The sequence below is a fragment of the Streptomyces sp. MA5143a genome (genome assembly GCF_900290235.1).
Lineage (GTDB): Bacteria > Actinomycetota > Actinomycetes > Streptomycetales > Streptomycetaceae > Streptomyces.
Window position 1 is genome coordinate 31,648 of record NZ_OLMK01000006.1, and the last position, 12,557, is coordinate 44,204.

Sequence of the window (12,557 nt, forward strand, 5' to 3'; positions counted from 1 at the left end):
GGCACACGTCGTTCAGCTGGTGAGGCGTACCGCGTCGCGGATGACCGCCGCCACGTCCTTCGGGCGGGAGACCGCCACCGCGTGGGAGGCTCCGTCGAGTTCGGTGATCGTGGCGCCCGCGCGCTTCGCGGCGAAGCGCTGGACCTCGGGGTTGATCGCCTCGTCGGCCGCGGCGACCACGGCCCAGGACGGCCGGGTCTTCCAGGCGGCGACCGGCGGGGTCTCGGTGAACGCGGCGGTCGCCAGCGGACGCTGCGACACCGCGAGGATCCGGGTCGCCTCGGCGGGGACGTCCGCGGCGAAGATCCCCGGGAAGGCGTCCGGCGCGATGGTGACCTCGACGGCGGGCTCCCCGCCCTCGACGGGGTAGGTTCGCTCGACCAGGTTGGCGACCAGCGGGGCCAGCGGGAAGCGCCCCTGCAACTCGCCGAGGCTCTCCCCCTCCTCCGGGATGTACGCCGCGACGTAGACCAGGCCGACGACGTTCTCGGTCGCGCCCGCCACGGTGATGAGCGCACCGCCGTAGGAGTGGCCGACGAGGACGACGGGGCCGTCGATCTGGGCGGCCGCGGAGGCGATGTACGCGGCGTCGGAGGCCAGACCCCGCAGCGGGTTCGGTACGGCGACGACGGGGATGTCGTGGCTCTGGAGCTCCTCGACGACGCCGGCCCAGCTGGACGCGTCGGCGAAGGCCCCGTGCACGAGGAGGGCGGTGGGCGTGGTGGACATGAGGGGTCCTCTCTCTCGGTGCGGGTCGGTCAGCCGGCGTGCAGCGCGGTGCGCAGGGTGCCGGTGGCCAGCGTGATCGCGGCCTCGGCGGCGTGGGTGCCGCGCAGCGCGTTGAGCATCACGAAGTCGTGGATGATGCCCTGGAAACGGACGGCGGTGACCGGGACGCCCGCCTCACGGAGCTTGCTCGCGTACGCCTCGCCCTCGTCGCGCAGGACGTCGGCCTCACCGGTGATGACCAGCGCCGGGGGAAGCCCGGTCAGCTGCTCGGTGGTGGCGCGCAGCGGCGACGCGGTGATCCGGGCGCGCTCGGCCTCGTCGGTCGTGTACTGGTCCCAGAACCACCGCATGCCGTCGCGGCGCAGGAAGTAGCCCTCGGCGAACTGGCGGTAGGAGCCGGTGTCGAAGTTCGCGTCGGTCACCGGGTAGAAGAGGACCTGCTGGACCAGGGGAACGTCCCCGCGCTCCTTGGCCATCAGGGTCAGGGCGGCGGTCATGTTGCCGCCGACCGAGTCACCGGCCACGGCCAGCCGGGTGCCGTCCAGCTCCTTCGACGCGCCCTGCTCCACGACCCATTGGGCGACGGCGTAGTTCTGCTCGATGGCGACGGGGTAGCGGGCCTCGGGGGAGAGGTCGTACTCCGGGAAGACCACGGCGGCGCCCGCGCCGACCGCCAGTTCACGGACGAGGCGGTCGTGGGTGTGGGCGTTGCCGAACACCCAGCCGGCGCCGTGGATGTAGAGGATCACCGGCAGGGTGCCCTCGGCGCCGGCGGGCCGCACGATCCGTGCCCTGACGCTGCCCGTCGGGCCGCCCGAGACGGTGATCCACTCCTCGTCGACCTCCGGCTTCCCGATCTCGCCGGACTGCACCTCGTCGACCGCCTTGCGGCCCTCGGCGGGCGGCAGTTCGAAGAGGAAGGGACGGTTGGCCGTCGCCTCGGCGAAGGCGGCGGCCGCCGGTTCCAGAACCGGCCGTACCGGTTCGACCGTGTCGGACATGTGTTTCTCCCGATGGTGTGGTGCGCGAGGTGCGGGTACGTCGCCCTGCACGCTAGGACCGGGAATGCGGCGGGAATTGCCCCTGAGCGCACCGGGACCTATCCCACAGCGCACGGAAAAGGTCGGCGGGGCACGGCCAGTGCGCTGGGAGTACGAATTCCGTGCGCTGGCGGGTCACTTGGGGCCCATGAGGCGAAATAGCTTGAGGGCAGCAGTCGTTCAGCCGCTTCCACCCCTATTCCCAGGGAGGTAGAACCCCGTTGTCCACGATGCCGGTCGGTGGGCTCGTGCCCCGTGCCGTCGACGACGCGGCGGACCTCGTCGTCCGCAACGCGAGGATCCACACCGGCGACCGGAGCCGCCCGGCGGCCGAGGCGCTCGCCGTGCGCGCCGGGGTCGTCACGGCCGTCGGCGACGACCGCGACGTGGCACCCCACATAGGCCCGGGGACCCGGGTCGTCGACGCCCTCGGCCGGCGCGCCGTCCCCGGCCTCAACGACTCCCATCTGCATGTCATCCGGGGCGGCCTCAGCTACGTCCTGGAGCTGCGCTGGGACGGAGTCCCCACGCTCCGCGAGGGCCTCGCCCTGCTGCGCGAACAGGCGGCCCGCACCCCCAAGGGGCAGTGGGTGCGGGTGGTGGGCGGCTGGTCGGCCGAGCAGTTCGCCGAGCGCAGGCCGCCGACCGTCGCCGAACTGAACGCCGCCGCGCCCGACACCCCGGTGTTCGTCCTGCACCTGTACCAGTCGGCGATCCTCAACCGCGCCGCGCTCAAGGCCGCCGGGTTCACCCGCGACACCCCCGACCCCCGGGACGGACAGATCGTCCGAGGCCGGGACGGCGCCCCCACCGGCATGCTGCTCGCCGCGCCCGGCGCCCTGATCCTCTACTCGACACTCGCCAAGGCCCCCGCCCTGGCAGACGAGGACCGGAAGACCTCCACCCGGCACTTCCTGAAGGAACTCAACCGGTTCGGACTCACCTCCGCCATCGACGCCGCCGGCGGATTCCAGAGCTTCCCCGACGACTACCGGACCGTCGTCGAACTCGCCGCCGCCGGACAGCTCTCCCTGCGCATCGCCTACCACCTCTTCCCGCAGACCCCCGGCCAGGAGACGGCAGACCTGGCCCGCTGGATCGGCACGGTCCGCCCCGAGGACGGCGACGCCTGGCTGCGCCTGAACGGCGCGGGCGAGAATCTCACCTGGGCCGCCGCCGATTTCGAGAACTTCACCCAGCCACGCCCGGAACTCACCGCGGACTACGAGACGGAATTCGAGAAAGCCGTCCGTCTCCTCATGGAGAACGGCTGGGGATTCAGACTCCACGCCACCTATGACGAGACCATTCGCCGGGATCTCGCCGTATTCGAGAAACTCGCCGCCGAAGGGCTTTTCCCCGCCGGGAACAGATGGCTGTTCGACCACGCGGAGACCGTCTCCGGCAGCAGCCTGGACCGGATCGCCGCCCTCGGCGGCGCCCTCTCCGTGCAGAACCGCCTGTCCTTCCAGGGCGAGGCGTTCCTGCGCCGCTACGGCCCCGAGGCCGCCGCGACCGCCCCGCCGGTCCGCGCCATGCTGGACCGCGGCCTGACCGTCGGCGCCGGCACCGACGCCACCCGCGTGTCCACCTACAACCCGTGGGTCGCCCTGCACTGGCTGGTCAGCGGCCGCACCGTCGGCGACCTCGCCCTGCGCCCGCCCCGCAACCGGGTCGACCGGGCCACCGCGCTCGCGATGTTCACCACGGCGGGCGCCGCCCTCACCGGCGAGGAGCACCTCAAGGGCGTGCTGCGCACCGGGTACTTCGGTGACCTCGCGCTGCTGTCCGAGGACTACTTCACCGTGCCCGAGCCGGACATCCCGCACATCGAGTCCGTCCTGACCGTCGTCGGCGGGCGGATCGTGCACGCCGCCGTCGAGTACGAGGGCCTCGACGAGGAACTCCCGCCGATCAGCCCCGACTGGAGCCCCGTCGCGCACCACGGCGGCTACCAGGCCGGCGGACCCACCGGCCGGTCGGGAGCCCGCCAGGCCGAACTGCTGGGCGAGGCCGCCGCCGAGTCCGCACTGCACCGGCGGTGGCGCGCCGCCCGCGGCCTCACCCCCGGCACCGACGACGGCCCGGCCCTCGACCCCTGCTTCGCCCTCTGACCCCTCCCACGACTTCCCCCTCCGATCACACCCCTCACAGCAGAAAGGCACCCATCATGGTCGACATCGACGAGGTCACCGCGGCTCCCGGCCCGGACCTCCTCACCCCCGACAACTGCGCGGTCCTGTTCGTGGACCACCAGCCGCAGATGTTCTTCGGCACCGGCAGCGGCGACCGCGGCGCGATCATCAACGCGACCGTGGGCCTCGCCAAGGCGGCCCGGGTCTTCGACGTGCCCGTGGTGCTGAGCACGGTGGCCGCCGAGTCCTTCTCGGGTCCCCTCCTGCCGCAGCTCGCGGACGTCTTCCCCGACCACAAGATCGTCGACCGTACGTCGATGAACGCCTGGGAGGACGTCGCGTTCGTCGAGGCCGTCAAGGCCACCGGCCGCAAGAAGCTCGTCATCGCCGGTCTGTGGACCGAGGTGTGCGTGGTCCTGCCCACGCTGTCCGCGCTCGCCCAGGGCTACGAGGTCTACGTCGTCACCGACGCCTCCGGCGGTGTCAGCCCGCAGGCCCACGAGCACGCCGTCCAGCGCATGATCCAGGCCGGCGCCGTGCCCGTCACGTGGGTGCAGGTGCTGCTGGAGCTCCAGCGGGACTGGGCGCGTGAGGAGACGTACGGGCCGACCACGCAGGTCGTGAAGGAGCACGCGGGCGCGTACGGCCTCGGCATCGTCTACGCGCAGGCCGTCATCGGCGCCCACGCGGCCGGCTGAGAAGCACGACGGACGTCGGGAACGGGCGGGAACGTGATGGACACCGGACTGTTGCTGCTGCGCCTCGTGGCCGGGCTCCTCATCGCCGGGCACGGGGTGCAGAAGGTCAGCTTCCTGCTGGGCGGGAACGGCCTGGCCGGCGGAACCGAGGAGTTCCGCCGCGACGGCTTCCGCGGCGGAACGCTCACCGCGCTCGCCGCGGGCGGCGGCCAGCTGGGCGCCGGTCTGTTCCTGGCGGCCGGACTGCTCACCCCCTGGCGGCGGTGACCGCCATGGGGGTCATGACGGTCGCGAGCACCGTCAAGTGGCGCAACGGGCTGTGGGTGCAGAACGACGGGTACGAGTACCCGCTCTTCCTCGTCCTCGTGGCCGCCGTGCTCGCGCTCACCGGCCCCGGCCGCTGGTCGGGCGACGAGGTGCTCGGGTTCGCCCCGTGGCCGCCGTGGGTGTCCGTCGCGGCCGTGCTGCTCGGGCCCACCGCCGGGCTCGCCACCCGGGCGGTCCTGCACCGCCCGGCCGCCGCGGCGGCACCCGAGGGGGTGACGGGCCGTGCGTGAGCTGGTGACCGACGCGGTCCGCACGCTCGTACCGCCGCGCGGGGACCGGCACGGGCCGCTGCCGCCGCTCCTGCTGGCGCTCACCGTGGTGACCGGGGTCGTCGACGCGGTCAGCTATCTGGCCCTCGGCCATGTCTTCGTCGCCAACATGACCGGCAACGTGGTCTTCCTGGGGTTCGCCCTGGCGGGCGCCGAGGGCCTGTCCGCGCTCGCGTCCGTCGTCGCGATGACCGCGTTCCTCGCCGGGGCCCTGGCCGGGGGCCGGGTCGCCGCGCGGTTCGCCCATCGCGGGAGGGTGCTGGTGTTCGCCGTGGCGGCGCAGACGGTCCTCGCCGCCACGGCCACCCTCGCCGCCGCCCTCTGCGACGGCGACCGGGTCGGCGGCCCGCTCCGCTACACCCTCATCGTGCTGCTCGGTCTCGCGATGGGGCTCCAGAACGCGGTCGTACGGCGCCTCGGCGTCCCCGACCTCACCACGACCGTGCTGACCCTCACCCTGACGGGCCTCGCGGCGGACTCCACCCCGGCCGGCGGGCCTGCGTCCCGGCCCGGACGGCGGATCCTGTCCGTCCTCGCCATGTTCCTCGGCGCCCTCGCCGGGGCCCTGCTCCTGCGGCACACCGGACTCGCCCCCACCCTGGGCCTGATCCTGCTGCTGCTCGCGCCGACCTGCGTGGCCGCCCTGCGCCTGGCGTCCTCCGACGCGGCGTGGACCCGCCCCCCGGACTGACGACCCCGCACCCCCCGTGGCGGTGGCCCCCCGACCGGGGTCACCGCCCGCTCCGCTACCGGGCGAGGGTCCGTCCGCCCCGGCCCATGCCGCCCATGCTGTCCCGCCACTCGCTCGGCGACATCCCGTACGCCGCCCGGAACACCCGGCTGAAGTGCGTCGCGCTGAGGAAACCCCAGCGGCCCGCCACCGAGGCGATCGTGCGGCGCCCCCGCACACCGAGCTCCAGATCGCGCCGGCACTCCTCCAGACGGCGGCGCTGGATCCACCGGCCCACCGTCGTGCCCTCGTCCTGGAACAGCTTGTGCAGATAGCGCACCGAGATGTGGTGCGCCCCGGCGATCACCTCGGGCGACAGATCCGCGTCGGCGAGGTGCTCGTCGATGAACCGCAGGATCCGCGCCACCAGCGGCGACCGGCCGCCCGGCGGCCCGCCCGACTCCCGGCCCAACTGCTCCGTGGCCAGCGTGGTCAGCAGGTTCACCGCGTTCCGGGTGAGCATCTCGGTGACCAACGGCCGGGCGGAGACCGCCGAGTCGGCCAGCTCGGACAGGAACGGCGACAGCAGCGACCCCAGCCGGGAGGCCCGTGCCACCGGCGCCGCCGTCACCCGCCGCACGTCGCGCTCCTCCAGCCCCATCGCCTCACGCGGCACGAGGAACACCTTCAGGCTGCAACACCCGGGGAACTCCAGTAACGGCGGGTGGTCCGCGTCGTAGAAGCAGATGTCACCGGGCCCCAGGGCGATGTCCGGCAGCCGCTCCGGGGCAGGGGCGCCGGTCCCGCACACCCCCACGAACAGGTACTCGCCGCCCGTCCGCGCGGTCAGCCGGTACGCCCCCGCCCGCGGCGTCTGTCGACCGGGCGGCTCCTGGCCGGGCAGCCGCGCCGGCGCCTCGTCGAGCACGGAGATACGGAGGGGCGGGGCCCCGAGCGTACTGGTGTCGGAGATCATCTGAGGCTGCCTCCCGGGCCGTTCGAACACACCGTCGGTCATTGCACCCGGAGCGTAGGAAGGCGGATGTGCAAAAAGAGTGACGGCGAAGTGACGGTGGCCGGGAGGGAGGGCTTGTCGCGCGGGGGACCGTCGGCGGTGGTGGTCAGGGACGGTCGCCGTGTGGGGTGGAGTGGTGGTCGGGGATGGTCGCCGCGTAGGTGCGGAGCCGGTGGAGGGCGGCGCGGCGTTCCGTGGGGGAGTCGTATCCGGCGGTCAGCTCGGCGGCGAAGAGGCGCAGCAGGGGGTGCTGGACGTAGCGGCCGGGGGCGTGCTCCGTGACCAGGTGGGCGTCGGCGAGTTCGTCGAGCAGCAGCCGGGTGCGGCGCGGAGGGAGGCCGGCCAGCGCGGCGGCCGTACCCGGTGTGATGTCGGGTCCGGGGCGCAGGGCCAGCAGCCGGAACAGGCGGGCGTGCTCCGGGGGCAGCCTGCGGTAGGAGGGGCCGAAGGCGGTTCGGAGGCCGGGCACGCCTCCCGCGTCGGCGAAGGCGTCGAGGCCGTCGCCCGGGTGCCGTAGCTCGGCGGCGATCGCGGAGAGCGGGAACTCCGGGCGGTCGGCGGCACGGGCGGCGACGACGGCCAGCGCCAGCGGCAGCCGTCCGCACCGCGCCACGATCTCGGCGGCGGCCCCGGGTTCGGCGGCCGTCCGGTCCTGGCCGACGCGGCGCGCGAGGGCGGCGCCCGCGTCCGCCGTCGACGGCAGGTCCAGGTGCAGCGGATGGGCCCCCGACGCGGTCAGCCCGGACAGGGCGAGACGGCTGGTGACGAGGGTGAGGCTGCCCGGTCCCGCGGGCAGCAGCGGCCGTACCTGCTCGGTGTCCGCGGCGTCGTCGAGCAGCACGAGCAGCCGCCGTCCGGCCAGCGTGCTGCGGTAGAGCCCGGCCAGGGAGTCCACCCCGGCCGGCATCCGCGCGGCGGGCACCCCGAGCGCGCCGAGCATCCCGCGCAGGGCCTCGTCGGGCTCCAGCGGGGGCCTGACTGCGTCGAACCCCCGTAGTGAGACGTGGAGTCGACCGTCCGGGAACCGGTCGGCGACCCGGTGCGCCCAGTGCACCGCGAGGGCCGTCTTGCCGATGCCGGGCATCCCGCTCACCAGGACGGTCGCGGGCGCGCCGGTGGAGGCGGCGGCCGCGTCGGTGATCCACAGCAGGGTGCCGAGTTCCGCGTCTCGGCCGACGAAGACGGGGTTGTCGGCGGGTAGTCGGGCGGGTCGGAGTGGGGTGGGTGACGGCGCCGGGGCGGTCATGGGTACCGCTCCGGCGCCGGTCGCGGGTACGGCTCCGGGGGCGGTCGCGGGTACGGCTCCGGGGGCGGTGGAGAGGGCCGTCACGGGGGTTGCTGTGGGGGCCACCGCGGGGGTGGACGTGGGAGCTGCTCCGGGGGCTGCCGTGGGGGCCGCTGTCGGGGGCACCGCGGAGGCTGCCGCGGTGACGGTGCCCGTCGGTGTCGGGTGGGGTGGCCGTGCGGGTGCGGCCGGCCGGTGGGGACCCCACTCCTGGCGGAGCACCCGGGTGTGGGCGGCCGTCAGCTCCGGGCCGGGGAAGGTGCCCAACTCCTCGGCCAGCAGCCGCCGTACCCGCTCGTACGCCGACAGCGACTCCGCCTGGAGGCCGGACGCGGCCAGGGCCATGACGAGGCCCGCCTGCGCCGACTCGTCGAGGGGGTCGAGTTCCACGGCGCGGCGCAGATGCGGCAGGACCAGCTCGGAGCCGCCGCAGAGCAGCGCGGCATCGGCGGCCATCCGCGCCGTGCGCGTCAACTCCCGCTCCAGAGAGGCGAACTCGGTGTGCTCCCGGACGGACGCGGGGATTCCCATCGCCACCGGGCCGCGCCAGTAGCCCAGCGCGTCCACGAAGTGCCGTAGCGCCGCCTCGGACCGCCCGGTGGCAGCCGCCCGCTTGCCACGCTTGGTGAGCGCGCGGAACCGCAGCAGGTCCACCTCGTCCTCTGCCGCCTCCAGCAGATAGCCACCGGCGCGGCGCAGGACGCGGCGCCCGGGGGCGCGGGGCGGCAGATCCGGTTCGAGGAGCCGCCGCAGCGCACCGGCGTACCGCCGTACGACGTTCATCGCGCTGGCCGGCGCGCGTTCGGGCCACAGCACGTCGACGACCTCACCCGCGAGCACAGGGCGGCGCGCCCGCACCAACAGCAGCGCGAGCAGCGCACGTTGCTGGGGGAACCCGAGGTCCAGCTCCTCGTCACCCCGGCACACCCGCAGGGGCCCCAACACCTCGAACCGCATCGCTTCCCGCACCCCGGCCACCCCCGACCGCCGCCCACGTCCTGCCTCACGCCCCGCTCCACGGACCGGCGCCCCCGTGGGGCCGCCCCACCGGTCACCTCGTTCAGGGAACAGAGCCGCCGGGCCCCCGGTCAACGGGCTCTCATCGGCCACTCGCCCGGCGGGCGCCGGTGAGTCGTGACCCGACCGGTGCGGTGGTCTCGCCTTGGGCTCCCCGCCGGTCACACACATCGGTCACCGGCCGTGAGGAGGGCCCTGACGTCGTCGGCGTCGGGGTGGCCGAGGGTGATGAGAATGGTGAGCGCCTGCTGCCAGGCCGCGTGGGCGTCGTCGTGGTTGCTCATCGCGCGATGGGTGTCGCCGAGGTGGACGAGGGTGCTCGCCTCCAGATACGGCACGCCCAACTGCTGGTAGAAGCCGAGTGCGTTGCCGTAGCCGAGGAGGGCCTGTCGGTGGCGGCCGAGATGGTGGTGGGCGAAGGCGATGCTGTGCCAGGTGGCCGCCTGGCCGTAGCGGTCGCCGAGGTCCTGGAGCAGGGGCAGCGCCTGGAAGCAGTGGCTCAGCGCCTCCCGGTACTCCCCGAGCAGCGCGTGGTACCAGCCGACCGAGTTGAGGACGCTGGCGTGCGCGGCCGGGCGGCCGCTGTCCCGGAACAGTTCCAGGGCGAGCCGGTTGTGGCGCAGCGCGCCCGGCAGGTCGCCCGCCTGGTCGCAGGTCCAGCCGAGGCTGCGGTGGGTGTCGGCCCGGCCGATGGCGTCGCCGAGCCCGGTGAAGAGTTCCAGGGCCCGGTCGAGGCGGGGCCGGGCCGACTCGTGCAGACCCAGCCGTCCCTCGGCCCGCGCCAGCGCACGCAGCCCCCTCGCCTCCCACGCGGGTTCGCCCAGCCGGAGTGCGGCGTCGAGCGCGGTCCGCTGGGTGGCCGCCCAGTCGTGCCAGTGGCCCCGCCGGTCGAAGTACGGCTCCAGCGCCCAGGCCAGCAGGCAGGCGAGCCGGTCCCGCCCCGAGCGCACCGCCGCCTCGATCACGGCCAGGAGCACCGGGTACTCGGTCGTCAGCCACGCCAGGGCCTGCTCATGATCGCCGAACGACTCGACCGGCATGCCCGCCGGGGCCGGCCCCGGCGCCAGCGGATCCTCCTGCGGGGCGAGCAGCCGCTGGCCGGCGTGGGCGGCGTGCAGGTGGTAGGCGTACAGCCGGCCGACGGCGGCGTCGTGTTCGGTGGCCGCGATGTGCCCGACGGACGTGTCGTGTTCGGCGGCGACCCGGTACCCGGCGGCCGTTTCGGGTCCGGCGGCGATGTCCCGCCCCACCCTCGCGTCCCGTCGCACTGCCGTGGCGCGCTCCGCTGCCGGGTCGCCCCCGGCGGGGGGCTCGCCGTCCGGATCCGGTCCGGCTTCGCTCAGGAGTTCGGCGGCGTGGGCGCGGAGGAGGTCGTGGAGGGCGTAGCGGCCGGGGGCGTGCTCGCGGACGAGGTGGACGTCGGCGAGTTCGGTCAGCAGGGAACGGGCCCGGCGCACCGGGAGCCCGGCCAGCGCGGCAGTCGCCCCCGCCGAGAAGTGCGGGCCCGGGTGCAGGGCGAGGAGCCGGAAGAGGCGGGCCGCGTCCGCCGACACGGCACTCAGGGACCACGAGAAGACCGCGCCGACGTTCGCGGACGTGTCGCTCCGGCTGAACGCGTCGAGGCTGCCGTGCGCCTCCCGCAGCTCGGCCGCGATCGCCGACAGCGCGAAACGCGGATGCGCGGCGGCGCGAGCCGCGACACACGCCAGGGCCAGCGGCAGCCCCGCACACAGCGCGGCGATCTCGGCCACCGCCCGCGACTCGCCCGTCAGCCGCGCGGCACCCAGCCGCCGTCCGAGGAACGCCCGTGCCTGCTCGGTGTCCAGCGGCCGCAGGGTCAGCGCGTGGGCGCCGTGCGCGGACACGAGCCCGGTCAGCTGGTTGCGGCTGGTGACGATGGCCAGGCACCCGGGCGCCCCCGGCAGCAGCGGCCGTACCTGCTCGGTGTCGCGTGCGTTGTCCAGCAGCACCAGGAACCGCCGCCCGGCCAGCAGGCTGCGGTACAGCGCGGCACGGGCATCCACGCCGTGCGGGACCCGCTCCGGGGGTACGCCCAGTGCGTCGAGGAACACCCGTACGGCTTCGTCCGCGCCCATCACCGCGCCCGAGGGGGTGAACCCCCGCAGATTGACGTACAACTGCCCGTCCGGGAACCGGTCGGCGACCCGGTGCGCCCAGTGCACGGCGAGCGTGGTCTTGCCGATGCCGGCCATGCCGCCGATGGCACTGATGACGACGGTGCCGGGGGCAGAGGCCGGCGGGCCTGGCGCGGTGTCCAGGAGGGCCAGCACCTCCTCCAGCTCGGCCCTACGACCGGTGAACGTCGGGAGATCGTGCGGGAGTTGGGCTGGGACGGGTGCGAGCGCGGGCGCGGTTCCTGAAGTTGGTGCCGGTGCCGGTGCCGGTGCCGGCGTTGGCGTTGGCGTTGGGGCGGTTTCCTGCGCGGACGCGGAGTCGGGTGCCCGTGCGGGGGCCGGCGCTGATGCCTGTGCGGCGGCGTGGCCGGTGGTGGGGCACGGGGCGGATGCGTTCCGGGGCCCCGCCCCGCGCAGGACCGTCCGGTGCGCCTCCCGGAGTTCCCGTCCCGGATCGATGCCCAGCTCGTCGGCGAGCCGTGTGCGGGCGGCCCGGTAGGTCGTCAGGGCCTCCGCCGTGCGGTCGGCGGCGGCCAGGGTGAGGATGAGCCTGGCCAGCAGCGGTTCGTCGAGCGGTGCGCCACGTACGGCCTCCTGGAGGGCGGGCAGCACCGCGCCGGGTATACCGGCGCGCAGGGCTCCGTCGGCCGCCTCCCGTACGGCTGCCAGTCGCTCGCGGTCGAGTTGGCCGAACCCGGCCCGCTCCCGGACCTCGGCGGGGAGACCGGCGCCGAACGGTCCACGCCACAGCGCCAGGGCCTCGGTGAGGACGCCCACGGCCCGTGCGGGCGCCGCGTCCGGGTCGGCGGAGGTCCGCCGCGCCTCGTCGCGCAGCCGACGGAAGCGGAGCAGGTCCAGACAGTCGTCGTCGACCAGCAGCCGGTACCCGCCCGCCTCACGGACCAGCCACCGCCCGACGGCTCGGGTGGGAAGCCCCGGCTCCAACCACCGCCGCAGCGACCCCACATGGCGGCGTATCACATTGACGGCGCTGTCCGGCGGGCGCCGACCCCACAGCACGTCGACGATCTCTCCCACAGCGACCGGTCGCCCCGCCCGCGCCAGGAGCAGCGCCAGCAGCGCCTGTTCCTGCGGACGGCCCGGTGTCAGCTCCACCCCGGCCCGCCGTACCCGGACCGACCCCAGAACCGCGAACGACACCGGCTCCAGTGCCAAGGAGGCCCCCTTGTATCTCGTATCTTCTGTGCCCCCATGACGATACGTGGCCCCGCGAGTC

8 protein-coding genes and 1 pseudogene are annotated in these 12,557 nt (G+C 74.6%); 4 read left to right on the forward strand and 5 right to left on the reverse strand.

Annotation, left to right across the window (positions count from 1 at the left end):
- Nucleotides 1-12: 12 nt before the first annotated feature.
- Together SMA5143A_RS01390 and SMA5143A_RS01395 are read right to left on the reverse strand one after the other, a co-directional pair.
- Complete coding sequence (locus tag SMA5143A_RS01390; protein WP_107460972.1) at nt 13-729, reverse strand: alpha/beta fold hydrolase; 717 nt, start codon at nt 727-729, stop codon at nt 13-15.
- A gap of 29 nt (nt 730-758) precedes the next feature.
- Complete coding sequence (locus SMA5143A_RS01395) at nt 759-1,730, reverse strand: alpha/beta hydrolase (protein WP_107460973.1); 972 nt, start codon at nt 1,728-1,730, stop codon at nt 759-761.
- A gap of 269 nt (nt 1,731-1,999) precedes the next feature.
- Between SMA5143A_RS01395 and SMA5143A_RS01400 the strand changes: the two genes are divergently transcribed.
- The 4 genes and pseudogenes from SMA5143A_RS01400 to SMA5143A_RS01415 all read left to right on the forward strand — a co-directional run bounded on the left by SMA5143A_RS01400 (nt 2,000) and on the right by SMA5143A_RS01415 (nt 5,889).
- A complete protein-coding gene (locus tag SMA5143A_RS01400; protein ID WP_181361676.1) occupies nt 2,000-3,883 on the forward strand; it encodes an amidohydrolase in 1,884 nt (627 codons plus the stop codon).
- Nucleotides 3,884-3,939: 56 nt separating this feature from the next.
- Entirely contained in the window at nt 3,940-4,602 is a 663-nt protein-coding gene (locus SMA5143A_RS01405) for a hydrolase (RefSeq protein WP_107460975.1), read from the forward strand.
- Between the two features lie 36 nt (nt 4,603-4,638).
- Nucleotides 4,639-5,159 (forward strand): annotated as a pseudogene (locus SMA5143A_RS01410) (DoxX family membrane protein).
- A complete protein-coding gene (locus tag SMA5143A_RS01415) occupies nt 5,152-5,889 on the forward strand; it encodes a YoaK family protein (protein ID WP_107460976.1) in 738 nt (245 codons plus the stop codon). Before SMA5143A_RS01410 ends, SMA5143A_RS01415 begins: the two are co-directional and overlap by 8 nt.
- Nucleotides 5,890-5,944: 55 nt before the next feature.
- Here the strand turns inward: SMA5143A_RS01415 and SMA5143A_RS01420 are convergent, their stop codons facing one another.
- From SMA5143A_RS01420 to SMA5143A_RS01430, 3 genes are all read right to left on the reverse strand, one after another.
- Nucleotides 5,945-6,844 carry a helix-turn-helix domain-containing protein gene (locus SMA5143A_RS01420; RefSeq protein WP_181361670.1) on the reverse strand — a complete coding sequence of 300 codons (900 nt, stop codon included), beginning with the start codon at nt 6,842-6,844 and terminating at the stop codon, nt 5,945-5,947.
- 145 nt (nt 6,845-6,989) lie between these two features.
- Entirely contained in the window at nt 6,990-9,125 is a 2,136-nt protein-coding gene (locus tag SMA5143A_RS01425) for an AfsR/SARP family transcriptional regulator (protein ID WP_107460978.1), read from the reverse strand.
- 221 nt (nt 9,126-9,346) lie between these two features.
- Nucleotides 9,347-12,496 carry an AfsR/SARP family transcriptional regulator gene (locus tag SMA5143A_RS01430; RefSeq protein WP_107460979.1) on the reverse strand — a complete coding sequence of 1,050 codons (3,150 nt, stop codon included), beginning with the start codon at nt 12,494-12,496 and terminating at the stop codon, nt 9,347-9,349.
- Between the last annotated feature and the right edge of the window lie 61 nt (nt 12,497-12,557).

Coding starts and splice junctions, on each gene's coding strand:
- SMA5143A_RS01390 (WP_107460972.1), bottom strand. CDS start 729: ATGTCCACCACGCCCACCGCCCTCCTCGTGCACGGGGCCTTCGCCGAC.
- SMA5143A_RS01395 (WP_107460973.1), bottom strand. CDS start 1,730: ATGTCCGACACGGTCGAACCGGTACGGCCGGTTCTGGAACCGGCGGCC.
- SMA5143A_RS01400 (WP_181361676.1), top strand. CDS start 2,000: ATGCCGGTCGGTGGGCTCGTGCCCCGTGCCGTCGACGACGCGGCGGAC.
- SMA5143A_RS01405 (WP_107460975.1), top strand. CDS start 3,940: ATGGTCGACATCGACGAGGTCACCGCGGCTCCCGGCCCGGACCTCCTC.
- SMA5143A_RS01420 (WP_181361670.1), bottom strand. CDS start 6,844: ATGATCTCCGACACCAGTACGCTCGGGGCCCCGCCCCTCCGTATCTCC.
- SMA5143A_RS01425 (WP_107460978.1), bottom strand. CDS start 9,125: ATGCGGTTCGAGGTGTTGGGGCCCCTGCGGGTGTGCCGGGGTGACGAG.